Raw genomic sequence first — 14,310 nt, 5'->3', positions numbered from 1 at the left:
CCCCCGCTGACGGGAGTGCCCCGCGTCCCCGTCAGCGGGGGCGTGGGGCCACGGTCCGGTTCAGCGCTTCCCGACGGTCGCGGAGCCCGCTACTGGAGCGGTGGAACGAGAACTCCGTCGTCGTGCTCTGTTGCCCGAGGATGCGAGAGAGCGTCGCCTGGAGCGTGTGCTCGTCGTCGTCGAAGTCGCCGTGGCGGTTGGCGCGGGAGGCCAGCGGCGCCCCCTTTGGGCTCCCGTTGGGCGCCTGGACCCAGTCAACGGCCTTCCGCTCGAACAGGGCTCGAAGGCCCGCGTCGTCCTTCAAGGCCTGGTCGAGGCTCGACGCCAACCCGAGGAGCGGCTCGCCGCGCGGACGAAGGAGAGGAATCCGGTACCTGTCCTCGAAGGCGTTCGAGACCAGGTACAGCAGCGACTTGTTGTAGACCCGCGCGCAGTGATCGTCATTCTCGGCGTCGTCGGTCAGGGTAAAGAGGGTGAACCGCTCGATCGCGCCGCTCTCGATGGCGGGCTGGTAGCACTCCCGGAAGAGCGCGAGCGTGCATGCGGGTGCCCACAGCGTGCACGACGCGATCGGCTGACCACGCGCCGCCATCGCCTCCACGATGGGAGCCATGAAGATGCTCCCCGCACTGTGCGCGACGAGGTGGAGTTCGGCGCCGTCGGCCTCGAGAATGGGGGCGAGGGCATCGAGGGTGTGGGCCGCCCCTCCCCCGCTGGCGCGGGTGCTTTTGAGGGCGTTCTCCTTCATCTCGTCCCAGGACTGCTTGCCCGTCAGCGTGCGCGCGAGCGGTTCGAGCGCGTCGTCGAGGCGGTCGAGCATGAAGTCCCGGGCGTCGTCGAGGAAGCCCTCGGCCCGCCGCCGCCGGAGCGCGTCCTCGAGCACGTTCCGGAGCGTCGACCAGTAGTCGGTCTTCCAGATGAACGCGAGCGGGTAGATCTGCCGGTGCAACAGCGTCTCGCGATAGTCGGCCACCCGCTGGACGGCTGCCTTCTCCGGCACGAGCCCGCCGTGCGCGTAGAGCATGACCCGCTTCGTCGCCCACGGCTCGACCGTCCGCGCGAGGTCGTTCCCAACGATGTCACGGACGTCGTCGAGGTCGGTCCCGAACGTTCCGTGAGCCCGTAGCCGCCCCTCGTTGCCGACGCTGATGATGTGGGGGCGGAGGCTCTGGAAGGCGTAGACCTCGGACTTCTGAGCCTTCGCCGAGAAGCTGATGGCCGTCGTCGTCGGATCGTGGTACGCCACGGGCGCACCGAGGCGGGCGACCCAGACGTCGAACCCGTTCCGGAGCCAGTCGTCGTAGGAGAGGTGGCCGAGCCCGTCGTCGCCCCAGTCCACCCCCCACGAGTTCTGGATCCACAGCCCCGACGCGTCATACCCGACGATGACGAAGGCGTGCCCGCCGAGCATCCGGGTCCGGTCGGTGAACGCGATGGCCCCGTCGGCGCCGGGCTCCTGCCAGCCGGTGTGCACGTGCCCGGTCGCGTAGAGGACGCCGACCTCGGTGATCGCGCTGTGGAGGGCGATGAGGTCCCGGTGGTTGACGCGGTAGTACGCCCCGAGGGGCCGCTCCAGGGCGTCGAGCGCCCTCTCGGCCGTCAGGCGACGATCGTAGGAATCGGCCTCGCCCGGGCTCGGCCACTTCTCCTGACAGCAGACGCCGTGCTTGTGCCACGCTTTCATCGCGCCCCGGGCGCTCGACCCCTCGTAGTCGTCCCCCTCCCACTCGTCGTAGCGTTTGGCGAGTTCGTAGAACATGTGAGGGCTGACGTAGTCCTCCTCGGGGAAGGGCGGGGCTTTGTCCCCACGCCGCCGGTGCAAGAGGTAGTGAGCGACGGTGGCGAGCGCGAACCCCGTGCACGCCCCCTCTTCGCCCTGATCGAGGATGGGGATCTCGTACCGCCGGTACCGGGCCGGACGGATCTCCGGGAGGACCTCCACCAACGTCGGGGCGAAGAGCTGGTCCCTGAAATCGGCGGTGTCGGGGCGGACGTCGAAGGCGTACGGGGCAGAGGCGTCGAGTTCCATCGGTCGCGAGGGTGGACTCGGGGGACGACCTGCGCGAAGTCTCAGAATCATAGGCCACTGTTCCTCACACTTCCAAGCCCGAATTCTGCTCTTCGAAGGACGCCCGTGGTCCGCACTCTCTCCATCCCCCCGACGCCCTCTCGCGCATGCGTTCGGCCGTCCGGCACCCGGCTCTGCACGTGAAGGCAATACGAAGACAGAAGCGCCGCCGTTGGGACGGCTCACCCACCGGGGACTCACCCACCCCTCCCATGCGCTCTCTCATCCTCTTGACGGCCCTCGTCGGCTGCCAGGCCGGCGACGCGCCGGCCGAATCCATCGCCGACTCCGCCCCGCCGTGGGACGCCCCCGTCGAATCCATCGAGGCCGACGACCTCGCTGCCGAGCCGCTCGCGGCCGTGTCCGCCTCGGCGCCTGCCCGGGCCGAAATGGCCACCGAGGCGGCCGGGGCCGCTGTCGAGCCCGCGCCGCCGCTGGCCGACCGCCCCGCCATTTCACCCGACGCGGTCGCCCAGGACGCCGCGCTGACCTCCCGCCTCCTCCGCCGATCGGCTGACCTCCGCGTCACGACTGAGGCTTTCGACGAGACGCTCCGTGAGGCCCGCGCCGTCGCCGGCCGCTACGGCGGCCTCATCGCGGGCGAGAACGGCTCGGCCTACGACGACGGCCAGGCCCAATCGACCCTCACCCTCCGCGTGCCCTCCGACCGGTTCGACGCGGCGCTCGACGCCCTCGCGGCCCTCGGCACGGTGGAGTCGCGGTCGGTCTCCGTCGACGACGTGACGGGCCAGATCGTCGATGTCGAGGCCCGGCTGCGGGCCCAGCGTGCCGCCGAGGCCCGCTACGTCGCCTTCCTCGCCGAGGCCGGCTCCATCAACGAGATGCTGTCGGTCCAGGAGCGCCTCGACCGCGTCCGCGCCGACATCGAGTCGATGGAGTCTGTCGCGCGGTCGCTCCGCGGACAAGTCGCCCTCGCCACGATCCGCGCCACGTTCGTCGGCCCCGCGACGGTCCCGGCGCCTCCCCCCGCGCCGGGCGTCGTCGCCCGCGTGGTGGACGCCATCGCGCTCGGCTGGCACGGGCTGCTGGCTGTCGTCCTGGGCGTGCTCCCACTGTGGCCGCTCGCCCTGATCGCCGCAGCGAGCGTCCTGGCGTGGCGCCGCTACGGTCCCCTCTGGAAGCGGACCCCGTCGGCGGGCTAGCCGACGTCGCCTGGCCGGCGGAAGATGGCGTGCGTCACGCCGTCCTCTTCGGCGGGTGCCTCCGCAATGACCAACCCCGCGCTGTCGGCGGCCTCCCAAAGGCCGTCGGCCGCGTCGGTTTCGACCCAGACCCACGCGCCGGGCTTGAGGACTCGGGCCGCCTCGGTGAGCGCGGCGTCGAGGTCGGCGATCCCCGCGAGCACCATCCAGTCGGCCCAGGCGGCGGGGTAACCGAGCGCGTCCGGGGCACCCCGCGTCACGCGGCGGGCGGACTCGTCCTCTCCAAGCGTCTCGGCGAGCCGGCGCCGGGCGGCCTCCACGTCACCGGCGTCCTCGGCGGAGCCCCACACGTCGAAGCCGAGGCGGGCGAGCGGGTCCAGGTGCCGGCCCGGTCCGCAGGCCACGTCGACCACACGGATGCCAGGCGGAACGGCCGCCAGCGTCCGCAGCAAGTGATCCGACGGCCCCACGATCTACGCTGCCGAACGCTGGTCCGTCACGTCGCCCTCGACCGGCGATGGGCCGTAAGCGGGCCCCTCCGGACGCCACGTCCGCGTCGCGACGGAGCGCTCGCAGACCGGGCAGGCCGGGACGCGGGCGCGCACGGCGGTGCCGGTCGTCACGATCTCCGGGAGGTCGTCGGCCTCGACGACGCCGTCGCCGCCCGCGAGCGCGTCGGGCTCCACGTGTGTGCCGACGCACTCCGCGAGGGTGTCGATGAGGAGCGGGTGGCAGTTGAGCCCGTTCGTGACCTCGAAGTGCGAGATCCCCTCGCTCGAGGCGAGGCCCCGCGCCGTCACGTCGAGGTCGAACGCCGTGTCGACGCGCTCCGAGAGGAACGAGATCGGGACGACGAGGAGCGCCGAGGCGCCGTCGTCGGCGAGGTCGGCGATGGTGTCGCCGAGGCGAGCGCCGAGCGCGCGGCCGGCCCCGAGCGGCGGGAGGAACGCGACGGCCGAGCCCCGGCCGTCGCTCCGCACGTCGAGGACGGCGCGGACCGTCGCCTGGACGTGGCAGCAGTACGGGTCGTCGAGCTTCTGGAGGTGCCGCCGGAGCGCGCCGTGGGCCGCAAACAGGATCTGGACGCGGTCGCGGACCTCGCGCGGGAAGCGCTGGAGCCCCTCGTCGATCCGCTCGTTGAGCGCGCGGACGAGCTTAGGGTGCGTGGCGTACTCCGAGACGAGGGCCGTCGGCGCGGAGACCGTCCCGTGGGCCTGCCAGTACGAGAGCGCCGAGCCGGCCATCGAGGCCGAGTAGTGCGGCTGGAGCGGCAGGAGAATCACCTTCGTCACGCCGTCCTCCACCATCCGGCGCCGGGCCGTCTCCATCGACGGGTCGCCGTGCCGCATGGCTACGTACGTGCGGAACGTGGCGTCGGTCGCCGCGCCGAACCGGTCGTTGAGGCGGCGCTGGAGCGCGGCGGCCTGCTCCGAGACGTGGCGCCGCAGTGGGCTGCACCCACCGATCATCTCGAACGACCGGCGGAGCTCGCGGCCCCGCCGACGGGCGATGTAGTGGGCCACGCGCGGGCGAAGTGCCTTCGGCACGCGGAGGTCGACCTCGACCGGGTCGAGCAGGCGGCTCTCGAGGAACGGGACCACTTCGTCCGGCTGGAGCGGCCCTCCCAACTCCATCATCACCACCCCGACGACGTCGCCTTTCCCGACGCGCACCGTGCCCTGGTTGTACCCCTCGCCCGTGAGGACGGAGCGGTCGGGACGGTACGTGCGCAGATAAGCGAGCGGTGTCATGCGGCAGATGGCTAGGGCCGGCCTGCACGGGGGATTTCCCGGGGCGCCTGGGTCCAATAAACCCCGCAGCGGCTCACCTCATGTCGGGTCTCGTTGAAGACTGAACGCCCGTCGACACGATTGACGCCGGCTCCACACCGCCGCATTGCGGCATGGCGATTCGGACTCAAAAACGTCGTTACACCGCGGAGACGACGGCGGCGAGACGCGATCGGAAGGCCTGTCCCGTCGCGGCACCCCACACCCCTGTGAGGACGTCGAGAGCCCGGTCGTCGCCCACCTCGGCGCGCTGCCGGGCGTCGACCACGGTCTGCTCGGCGGTCGCCAGAGCCGCCGAGATCTCGTCCGCCGCGTCGCCTTTCGGCTCCACCAGACCAAGGACGTACCGGAGTCCGCTGAGGGCAACGGCGAGATGGGACGCGAGTGCGGGCGTGGGCAGATCGAGGTCGTCCTCGAAGGCGCGGACGGCCTCGAACCGGACCCACACGGCGGAGCCGAGGACGTGCCGCAGCCGGGTCGCTGACGGCGCGTCGCCGGGCGCGCCCACGAAGTCGTCGGCGAGGGGGGCGTCGTCGCTGCGCAGGGCCCCATCCGCGGCCTGGGCGGCGAGGCGTGCGACGAGCCGCCGCGCCCGGTCGCCCCAGCCCTCGTGCGTCCCGTCGAGCCGGCCAGCGGCGGCGGCGAGGGCGGCCGCGGCCGAACGGACGAGGTCGGGATCGCCCCCCCGGACTGCGGCGGCGCGGGCCGCCTCGAGCGCCTCGTCGAGCACGGCGACGAGCGGGCGAAGCGCCGTCACGAGCCGGCGAGCGGCCCGTTCCGGAAGGGCCGCCTCGAACGTCTCGACCGCCAGCCGAAGGCCGTGCGCGGCGACGAGGAGCCGACGGGCCTCGGAGGGAACGCGCAAGCGGAGGAACTGGCTCGCCTGGTCGTCGAACGCGGCGACGGCGTGCGACACCACCGCCTCGGAGGCGACCAAGAGCGGCGTGTCGCCCGACAACACGGGGCGAGCAGGCAGGGCCGCCCTCGGAGCAGCGGGACCCGCCGGGGTCGCCCCTGCCGAGGCCGGCGGTTCGTCCGCTCGACGAGCCCGACGGAGGGCACGGAGGTCGACCTCCGCGAACGGGTCCCGCTTCCGCGCCGGAGCGGCCACGGGCCCGAGAACCACCGGGTACGGATTGCGGCGCGGCGCCGGGAGGGGAGGCGCTGCGGGGGGAGGCGCCTCGATATCGGGACCGCCGCTTTCCGGCGGCTCGGCCTCCTCGTCGTCGACGTCGACGCGGTCGTCGAGGAGCGGGGTGTCGGGCGCGGAGGGGGTGAACAGGTCGAGCAGGTCGGCCATGTCGCCGTCCTCCAGGGTGTCGAGCGAACCGAGCGAGAGGCCATCCCCCTCTGGCCCTCCCGTCGGTGCAGCCCGGGACACCTCGCGGGGGGGAACCGGATCGGACGCGTCCTCCATGTCTGGCACCCGCTCCGCCTCGGGCGCTGGCGGAGCCGACTCCTCCACCGAGGCGGGCGGAGCCGGGATGCGCGGCAGCGCGGGCGGGCCCGGCGCGGGGGCCCAGAGCGGGCCCCGAGCGGGGGCCGCCGTCTCGGGGTCGAGGACCCCCATGCGCACGGCGCGGAAGCGCTCCCGCCAGTGGCGGACGGCCGTCATGCTGAGGCCCGTTTGCGAGGCGATCGTGTCGGGCCGGAAGCCCCGGGCGTCGAGCAGCACGACGTGCGCGCGACGTCGAAGGCTGACGTCCGCGGCGCCCATCGCGTCCTCGAGGCCCCGGCGCTCGTCGGGGAGCAGGAGGACGGGCTCGGCCAGCGAGCGGGGCACCTGGATCACCCCTCGCGCCATCTTCGAGCGGGCGGCCCGTTCCAACCCCCGGGCCTCGAACACGGGCGCCAGCCAGGTCAGCGGGTCGGCGCCCTCGGCCGGCTCGACTTCCACCTCGTTCGAGACCACGCGCGCGCCGGGCACCTCGTACACCACCACGTCGAACGAGATCACGCCGACGGGCACCTCGCCATCGTACGCCACGCGGGGCGTCCGGTACTGGCGGAGCGTGAGGAGCGAGCGGAGCGCGTCGTCGCCGACGGCCGCCCGGACCGTGTCGGCGAGGGCGCTCGACGGGAGGCGAAGCACGCCGTCGCCGGGTGCCTCGGGCAGATCCAAGTCGGTCGAGAGCGTCCCCTCCCCTTCCACCCGGCGGAGCGCCGCGACCACGTGCCCTGCCCGCTCGCGGACCCGGAGGGCGAGGCCGCGGCGGAGCAGCTCGCCGTCGTCGGTGTCGTAGTACCGATCGAGCGCGCGGGCCGGCGGGTGCGGGTCGAGCCGGAGCCCGCCGATCTCAGCGGCCTGGACGAGGGCCGAGAAGGGCCCGGGCCGACGGGCGACGTAGGTAAACGAGGGCATGAGGGGGGACGGACGCCCGTCCCAAACATAGTGCCCACACCCCGTTTCCGCGGGGGATGTGGATATCTCGGCGGGCCGCCGGGACGGCCTCGCTGATGAGCACGAGTCGGTCGACCGCGTCTAGGCCGCGTCGCGGGCGACGCGGTCGGCGAGCGCCTCGGCCTCGGCGACGAGCGTCTCGATGGCGTCGAGGCCGCGGTCCCAGAACCCGGGGTCCTCCAGGTCGATTCCGAGACGGCCGACCAGGACGTGCGGCCAGTCGGATCCGCCGGAGGCCAGGAGCTGGCGGTACTTCGGCGCGAAGCCGGCGCCCTCGGACTGGTACTTCTGGTAGAGCGCCAGCACGAGCAGCTCGCCGAAGGCGTAGGCGTAGACGTAGCCCGGCGTGTGGACGAAGTGCGGGATGTAGCTCCACCACCAGCGGTAGCCCTCGGTGAGCGTCACGCTGTCGCCGTACATCGCCGTCTGCGTGCGCATCCAGTGGTCGGCGAACGCGTCGGGCGAGAGCTCGCCGCGCTCGCGGCGGTGGTGGTGGATGGCCGCCTCGAACCGGTTCATCGTCACCTGCCGGAAGACGGTCGCCATCGTGTCGTCGATCTTCTCGACGAGGAGCGCGAGGCGGTCGGCGTCGGAGTCGAGCGCGGCGAGCGTCCGCTGGAACGTGAGCATCTCGCCGAAGACCGACGCCGTCTCAGCCGTCGTGAGCGGCGTGTCGGCGTGGTAGACGCCCTGGTCACGTGCAAGGAACTGGTGGACGCCGTGGCCGAGCTCGTGGGCCAGTGTCTGGACGTCGCGGAGCTGGCCGGTGTAGTTCATCAGGATGTACGGGTGGGCGCTCGGCACGGCCCCGTGGCTGAAGGCCCCGCCCCGCTTGCCCGCCTCGGGCGGCGCGTCGACCCACCGGTCCTCGAAAAAGCGGCCGACGATGCGGCCCATCTCGGCGTCGAAGTCGGTGTACGCCTCGGTCACCATCTCGCGGGCCCGGTCCCACGTCACGAACGTCGTCGCCTCTCCCGTCGGCGCGTAGCGGTCGTAGTCGAACATCTCGTCGAGGCCGAGGAGCCGTCGCTTGAGCCGGTAGAACCGCGCGACGAGGTCGTAGCGGCCCGTGACGGCCTCGACGAGCGCGTCGACCGAGGCCCCGTCGATCTCGTTGGCCTCGTTCCGCGACGCGATCCACGACTCGTAGCCGCGGAGCCGGTCCGACGAGGCCGTATCGGCGAGGACCGTGTTGAAGACGTAGGTGAGGGGTCGGTTCAGCCTCACGAGGCCGGAGGTAACGGACTCGTGCACGTCGCGGCGGAGCGCGCGGTCGGCGTCGTGGAGCTTCGCCGTCGCCTGCTGGAGCGGGAGGCTCTCGCCGCGGACGTCGAACCGGGCGGCGCCGAGCGTCTCGTCGAAGAACCGGTTCCAGGCGCTCCACCCCGTCACGGCCTTCTCCGAGAGGATCCGCTCCTCGGGCTCGGAGAGGACGTGGTCGCGGGCCTCCGTCTTCAGCTCGAGGTAGTGCCGGTAGGGCGCGAGCTCGGGCGCCTCGGTGAGCTGGCGGGCCCGGTCGGGGTCCATCCGCGCCCACTCGACGTCGACGAACAGGAGGTCCTGCCCGATCCGGGTGTAGGCCTCGCGGACGCGCTGGAGCCGCGCGCCGGCCTCGTGCGCCTCGGTGTGGGTGCTCCAGGCGAGGTAGGCGTACGTGTAGGCCTTCCCCGACCGGTCGTGGACGTCGGCCAGCTCGGCGAGCGCCGTCGCGAGCTGGCTCGCGTCGAGCTCCGCGAGGCGGCCGCGGTAGCGCGCGGCGAGGTCGCGCGCCTCGGCCTCAGCGGCGTCGAGGTCGGCCCGGAGGGCGTCGTCGGAGGGGTACAGGTCGGAGAGGTCCCAGCGGACGTCTTCGGCCCCGGTGAGCTCGGGGGGGGCGACGGGCATAAAAACGACGTTATGGGGGATTTCCCCGGGGATGGGGGCGGCCACAGGCGCCGGACCGCCGTACCTTCCGCGTGTGGGTCGGCAGGCGTCGAAGGGCGACGTCGGAAAGGTACGGCCCACTCGCAACGCAGATTCCGATGGCCCAGGTCCAAGAGCTCGTCACCACCGCCGACGCCGACGCGATGCTCGAGGCGTCGCACGAGAAGCCGGTGTACCTCCTCAAACACTCCATCGCGTGCCCGATCTCGGCGCGCGGTCAGATGGAGTTCGTCGGCCTCGAAGGCGACGACGACCCGCCGCTCTACGCGGTCGTGGTCCAGTACGCCCGCGACGTCTCGGGCTACCTCGCCGAGCAGCTCGGCGTGAAGCACGAGACGCCCCAGGCGATCCTCATCAAAGACGGCGAGGCCGTCGACGTCAAGAGCCACGGGGCGATCCGCCTCGCGGCCCTCCGCGAAGCCGCTGCCAACTAGAACGTGACGCGCCGCCCGCTCCTCCTCCTCGCCGTCCTCTCTCTTGCCGCGTGTGGGACTGAGCCGGCGCACGACGCCACCCGCGCGGCCGTCGCCCCCGCCTGGGAGCCCGCGCCGCACGTCACGCTCCCCACGGCCGACGGGCCCGTCGACCTCGCCTCCCTCACGGGCCGCCCGGTCGTCCTCCAGTTCGCCGAGGCGGGCGATGCCGAGGCCTGGGCCGCCCTCGCCGACGCGCTTTTGGACCTCGAGGCGGCCGGCGCCGCGGTCGTCGCCGTGACGGTCGACGGGGCCGAGGACGAGGCCGCCGAGGCCTTCGGCTACGCCGGCGTCCCGCTGGCCGTCGTCGTCGACGGCGAGGGGGCCGTCCGCGCCCGCGCGACGCCGCACTCGGGCGACGACCTGTTCGCGCTCGCGAGCCCGGTCCTCGCCGAGGCCGACCTCGCCCAGACCGTCTCGTGGCAGGGTGCCGAGACGCTCGGCGCGCTGGCCGCGGCCGGCGGCGTCGTGGTCGACGTGAGCGAGCCGGGCGACCCCGACGTGGCGCCGCCGCACGCGCTCCGCGTCGCCGCCGACACGCTCGCCGCGCTCGACCTCCCCGCCGACCTCGGCACGCCCATCGCCTTCGTCGGGCCCGAGGCCGCCGAGGCCGCGGGGCGAGCCACGCGGTGGGGCTACGTCACGGTCTACCTCGCCGACGCGGACGGCGCGCTCACGGCCGTCGCCCCCACGCCTCTCCCGGCCGTCGACCGACCGATCCGCTCTGGCGGCGTCCGCGGGTAGGTCTCTGGGGGTGGGATTCGGCTGAGGGTTTTCTGAGGATCGGCCTGAGGGGCCGCATCCGAAGCGTCTCCCCTTCACAGGGGGCACGGCATGGACGGACCTTGGGGCACCTCCCACCACATCCAGCCCATGCCTCCCGAGATCCGCATCGTCGGCCTCTACGAAGACGCCGTCTCCACGTCCCAGGCCGGCGACACCATCACCTCGATCGTCCTCCGCCTGTCGGACCCGCCGGACGAGGCCTGGGTCGAGGCGTTCCACCACGAGTGGGCCCTGACGAGCTACCCCCGCAAGCGGAACGCCCGCGTCGGCGCCGTCCGCGTGTCCGGGTCGACGGCGGCACGCCGCGGGCTCGTCCTGTTCGCCTCGCCCGAGGACTACGTCGACAAGCACAAGCGGTACCTCGAGGACGCCGTCCTCCGGGCCAACGACCGCGTCCGCCAGCGGACCGACCGCCGCGACGAGACGATCGCCGAGGCCGCCCGGACGATCCGCGAGATCAACCGGACGCACTACGGCGACGCCGCCCCTAGCTCGACCGTCGAGGCCTCCGCCACGCCCGTCATCCGGCTCGCCATCTGACCCCGAGCCGTTCGCGGCGCGGGCCGGCTCTCCTCCCCGCTCGACGCGCGGCGCCGGCCCCCTCCGCCTCGAGACCGAGGCGGACCGCCCGAACGAGAACGCCCCGCCTGCGAATTCCGCAGGCGGGGCGTTCCGCTGAAGGCCGGGGGCGCTAGCGCGTCACCGTCAGCTGGCGCGTCTCGGCGAACGACTCGCCCGCCACGCGGACGACGTAGACGCCCGGCGTGAGCGCGCGGCCCGTGAGCTCGACGCGGACGGCCGTACCGGGGCGCGCGTCGCCGTCGAACGCCGTGAGGACCGAGCGCCCGAGCGCGTCGAACACCTCGACGGTCACGTGCTGGCCCGCCTCGACGGCGAACTCGACCGCGGCGCGGCCGGCCGACGGGTTCGGGAACACGTCGCCGACGAGGGCCTCCGAAATCGGCCCCTCGGGGTCGATGGAGACCCCGGCGCCGAACTCGTTCTCCTCACCCGGCGTCGGCGGGACCACGAAGGCGAAGCCGCCGCGGTCCTGGAGTTGGAGCGAGCCGTCGCGCGCGAGCTGGCCCTGCTCGTCGGCCGCGGCCTGCTCGTCGATGAACACGGCGTCGACGACGGCGTCGTTTTCCGGATCGAACGTCGAGCCGAGCGTGGGCCCGTTGCCGCGGAAGACGGCGACGCCGAGGAAGTCGTCCGGAATGGCGATCCCCTCGTCGTCGCCGGTGACGACGAGGAAGCCGTTGTCGTCGGTCACGAGCCCGTCGAGGTCGTTGACCACGACCGCCGTCGAGTCCGAGTCGTAGAACACGAGCGAGAGGCCGTCGGCGAGGGCGCCGGCGCCGGCCGCGACTAGCTCGACGAACTCGGGGTCGGCGCCGGCGACGATCCCGTCGAACTCGCTGATGAGGAGCTCCGTGTCGGTGTCGTTGTCCTCCAGCGTGAGCGTCAGGGTGCTGCCGTCGGGGACCACGTTCGACCCGTTCGTGAGCGTGAACACGAACGTCTCGTCGCCCTCGAGGATGGCGTCGTCCGCGATCGGGAACGAGACCGTGGCCGTCGTCTCACCGGTGGCGAAGGTCGCCGTCTGGCTCGTCGTGCCACCGAGATCGGCGGCCGAGCCCGTCGAGGCGTCGGCGTCGAGCGTCACGCGGACCGACGAGTTCGCCTCGGCGGCCGGCGCGAGGTTCACGCGGATCTGGATCGACCCATCGCCCTCCGACGCCTCGAGCTCGGCGACGGCGAACGAGGCCGTGACCTGGTTGAGGTCCGGGTTGAGGGTGATGAACTCCTGCTGGCCGCCGTTGCCGCCGGCCTCGACGCCGTTGATGACCTCGGCCACCTCGACGTAGATCTGCTCGTTCTTGTCGTCGCCGCCGACCGAGCGGAGCTGGCCGACGCCCGTAAGCTGGCCGGGCTGGACGAAGACCGTGTCCGGCGCGGTGTAGTCGCTGCCTCGCGAGGCCGAGCCGATGTACGACAGGACGACACCCACCCGCCGGTCGCTCGCGTTCGAGAGCGTCATGACGAGGCGCGAGACCCCGTTGCTCTCGGCGATCACGTTCGGGTCGGCGTCGAAGGTGACCTCGGGGAGGTCGTCGTTATCGAGGATCGCGAGGGTCTCCTCCCCTTGCTCCTCGTCCTCGATGCCGTTGCCGGTGACGCCCGTGATCGAGACCGTGAGCTCGCCCTGAACCTCGTCGTCCGTGTCGTCGACGGCGACGATGTAGGCGAAGGCCGAGTTCGCACCGTTCGGGATCGTGATCTGCGCCGGGCCGGTCACCTCGTTCGGGTTGTCGGAGGGGTCCTCATCGCCGTCGTCGTAGGCGTAGCCGAGTTGGACGCGGACAGGGCCGTTGGCGAGGGTGCCGGACGGGAGCGAGACCGTGACCGTCGTCGAGTCGCCCTCGGTGATGCTCGCCGCGCCGAGCGCCAGCGTGACCGCCGGCGTGTCGTCGTCGGTCACGGTGATCTGGAGGAGCTGCGAGCCGCTCTCGATGGCGCCGCCGCCGCCGGACACGTTCGAGATGTCGACCTGGACCTCGTCGTCGTCGAAGTCGTCGTCCTGCGTGCCGGTGAACGTCGTGGTCGCCGTCCGCTGGCCGGCGGGGATCGTGAGCTGGGTGTCGGCGAGCTCGAAGGCGTCGGCGTCGCCCTCCGTGCTGAGCGTGACGACCGTCGCCGTGCTGACGAGCTCGGAGATCCGGACGGTGAGCGTCGCCGTCCCGCCGTTCTCAGAGACCTGGTTCCGGTTCGACGTGAGCGTGACCGTCGGCGGCGACGCGTCGTTGTCGTTGATCGTGATGGTCTGCGTCTGCGTCCCCTCCTCGGTCGCGTTGCCGGCGACGGCGTCGATCGAGATCGTAACCGTGACGGGGCTCTCGAAGTCGGTGTCGTCGATCGCCTCGAAGGTGACGGTGCCACTGGTCTGGCCGTCGGGGATGACGAGCGTGGTCGGCGAGACGAACTCGCCGGCGCCGCCGCTGTACCCCAGCGTGACCGTGATGTCGCCGTCGGCCGTGGCGCTGCCGGGCAGCCGGGCGCGGACGATCGTCGACTCGCCCTCGGTCAGCGTGTTGCTGTTGACGAGGAGGCGGACGGTCGGGATGTCGTCGTCCTCGATCGTGACGTCGACCTGCTGGTCCCCGTCCTCGTCGGGGTCGTCGGACGTGTCGCCGTCGTCGCCGACGACGTTCGTGATGAAGATGGAGATCGTCTCGTCCTCGAAGTCGTTGTCCGAGGTGCCGGTGAGCGTCGTCGTCCCGGTCGTCTGGTTGGCCGGGATCGTGATCGTGCTCGAGCCGAGCGAGTAGGCGTCGGAGTCGCCGGCGACGGCGATGGTCACGGTCGTGACCTCGTCGGTCGTGGCCGAGAGCGTGGCCCTCAGCGTCGACTGGCCGCCGGCCTCGCTGATCGAGGTCGGGCTGGCGCCGAGCGTGACGGTCGGGTTCTGGGCGAGCGCCGCCGGTACGGCGAGCAGCGCCAGCAAGAGCGTAGCGAATCGAGTCATGGTGGGATGGGGGGCGTTCGGGGGCCGCAGGAATCACGCGCCTCGGCCAGGGCCTACTCGCGCATACGGAATCATGTAAACCTAGCCACACCCTTGACGTGGCTGGGCACCCGCTCCCGTTCTGCACATAGGCTTCCTCCCGCCTCCGGATCTAGACCGCTGTTTCTCGGTGGCCTGGCC

The 14,310-nt window shown here is 72.4% G+C and carries 10 protein-coding genes; 4 read left to right on the top strand and 6 right to left on the bottom strand.

Annotated elements, in window-relative coordinates; genetic code table 11:
• Positions 1–31: 31 nt before the first annotated feature.
• Positions 32–2,029 carry a C1 family peptidase gene (locus BSZ37_RS10365; RefSeq protein ID WP_095510481.1) on the bottom strand — a complete coding sequence of 666 codons (1,998 nt, stop codon included), beginning with the start codon at positions 2,027–2,029 and terminating at the stop codon, positions 32–34.
• A gap of 251 nt (positions 2,030–2,280) precedes the next feature.
• Here BSZ37_RS10365 and BSZ37_RS10360 point away from each other — a divergent pair, with 251 nt between their 5' ends.
• Complete coding sequence (locus BSZ37_RS10360) at positions 2,281–3,231, top strand: DUF4349 domain-containing protein (RefSeq protein WP_179299566.1); 951 nt, start codon at positions 2,281–2,283, stop codon at positions 3,229–3,231.
• Here the strand turns inward: BSZ37_RS10360 and BSZ37_RS10355 are convergent.
• The 4 genes from BSZ37_RS10355 to BSZ37_RS10340 all read right to left on the bottom strand — a co-directional run bounded on the left by BSZ37_RS10355 (position 3,228) and on the right by BSZ37_RS10340 (position 9,306).
• Positions 3,228–3,683 carry a class I SAM-dependent methyltransferase gene (locus tag BSZ37_RS10355; protein ID WP_179299565.1) on the bottom strand — a complete coding sequence of 152 codons (456 nt, stop codon included), beginning with the start codon at positions 3,681–3,683 and terminating at the stop codon, positions 3,228–3,230. The two genes, BSZ37_RS10360 and BSZ37_RS10355, sit on opposite strands and share 4 nt — an antisense overlap.
• A 21-nt stretch (positions 3,684–3,704) precedes the next feature.
• The gene (hemH, locus tag BSZ37_RS10350; RefSeq protein WP_095510478.1) at positions 3,705–4,982 is read right to left on the bottom strand and encodes a ferrochelatase; all 1,278 of its coding nucleotides are present in this window, start codon (positions 4,980–4,982) and stop codon (positions 3,705–3,707) included.
• A 178-nt stretch (positions 4,983–5,160) separates the two neighbouring features.
• Positions 5,161–7,383, bottom strand: coding sequence for a CYTH domain-containing protein (locus BSZ37_RS10345; protein WP_095510477.1), 2,223 nt, complete (start codon positions 7,381–7,383; stop codon positions 5,161–5,163).
• A gap of 120 nt (positions 7,384–7,503) precedes the next feature.
• Complete coding sequence (locus BSZ37_RS10340; RefSeq protein WP_095510476.1) at positions 7,504–9,306, bottom strand: M3 family oligoendopeptidase; 1,803 nt, start codon at positions 9,304–9,306, stop codon at positions 7,504–7,506.
• A gap of 137 nt (positions 9,307–9,443) precedes the next feature.
• Between BSZ37_RS10340 and ytxJ the strand changes: the two genes are divergently transcribed.
• The 3 genes from ytxJ to BSZ37_RS10325 all read left to right on the top strand — a co-directional run bounded on the left by ytxJ (position 9,444) and on the right by BSZ37_RS10325 (position 11,144).
• Positions 9,444–9,779, top strand: a complete 336-nt coding sequence (gene ytxJ / locus BSZ37_RS10335) for a bacillithiol system redox-active protein YtxJ (RefSeq protein ID WP_095510475.1) — start codon at positions 9,444–9,446, stop codon at positions 9,777–9,779.
• Between the two features lie 3 nt (positions 9,780–9,782).
• The gene (locus BSZ37_RS10330) at positions 9,783–10,562 is read left to right on the top strand and encodes a redoxin domain-containing protein (protein WP_095510474.1); all 780 of its coding nucleotides are present in this window, start codon (positions 9,783–9,785) and stop codon (positions 10,560–10,562) included.
• Positions 10,563–10,691: 129 nt separating this feature from the next.
• Positions 10,692–11,144, top strand: a complete 453-nt coding sequence (locus tag BSZ37_RS10325) for a hypothetical protein (protein WP_095510473.1) — start codon at positions 10,692–10,694, stop codon at positions 11,142–11,144.
• A 151-nt stretch (positions 11,145–11,295) separates the two neighbouring features.
• On the opposite strand, the gene BSZ37_RS10320 is transcribed toward BSZ37_RS10325, so the two are convergent.
• Positions 11,296–14,130: a Calx-beta domain-containing protein gene (locus BSZ37_RS10320; protein WP_095510472.1), complete on the bottom strand. Its 2,835-nt coding sequence runs from the start codon at positions 14,128–14,130 to the stop codon at positions 11,296–11,298.
• Positions 14,131–14,310: the final 180 nt, after the last annotated feature.

The sequence above is a fragment of the Rubrivirga marina genome (assembly GCF_002283365.1).
GTDB classification, from domain to species: domain Bacteria; phylum Bacteroidota; class Rhodothermia; order Rhodothermales; family Rubricoccaceae; genus Rubrivirga; species Rubrivirga marina.
This window is presented reverse-complemented; position numbering and strand designations above follow the sequence as displayed.

Bases quoted from the DNA above. Each gene is read 5' to 3' on its own strand.
- BSZ37_RS10365 (WP_095510481.1), bottom strand. From the start codon at position 2,029: ATGGAACTCGACGCCTCTGCCCCGTACGCCTTCGACGTCCGCCCCGAC.
- BSZ37_RS10360 (WP_179299566.1), top strand. From the start codon at position 2,281: ATGCGCTCTCTCATCCTCTTGACGGCCCTCGTCGGCTGCCAGGCCGGC.
- hemH (WP_095510478.1), bottom strand. From the start codon at position 4,982: ATGACACCGCTCGCTTATCTGCGCACGTACCGTCCCGACCGCTCCGTC.
- BSZ37_RS10345 (WP_095510477.1), bottom strand. From the start codon at position 7,383: ATGCCCTCGTTTACCTACGTCGCCCGTCGGCCCGGGCCCTTCTCGGCC.
- BSZ37_RS10340 (WP_095510476.1), bottom strand. From the start codon at position 9,306: ATGCCCGTCGCCCCCCCCGAGCTCACCGGGGCCGAAGACGTCCGCTGG.
- ytxJ (WP_095510475.1), top strand. From the start codon at position 9,444: ATGGCCCAGGTCCAAGAGCTCGTCACCACCGCCGACGCCGACGCGATG.
- BSZ37_RS10325 (WP_095510473.1), top strand. From the start codon at position 10,692: ATGCCTCCCGAGATCCGCATCGTCGGCCTCTACGAAGACGCCGTCTCC.
- BSZ37_RS10320 (WP_095510472.1), bottom strand. From the start codon at position 14,130: ATGACTCGATTCGCTACGCTCTTGCTGGCGCTGCTCGCCGTACCGGCG.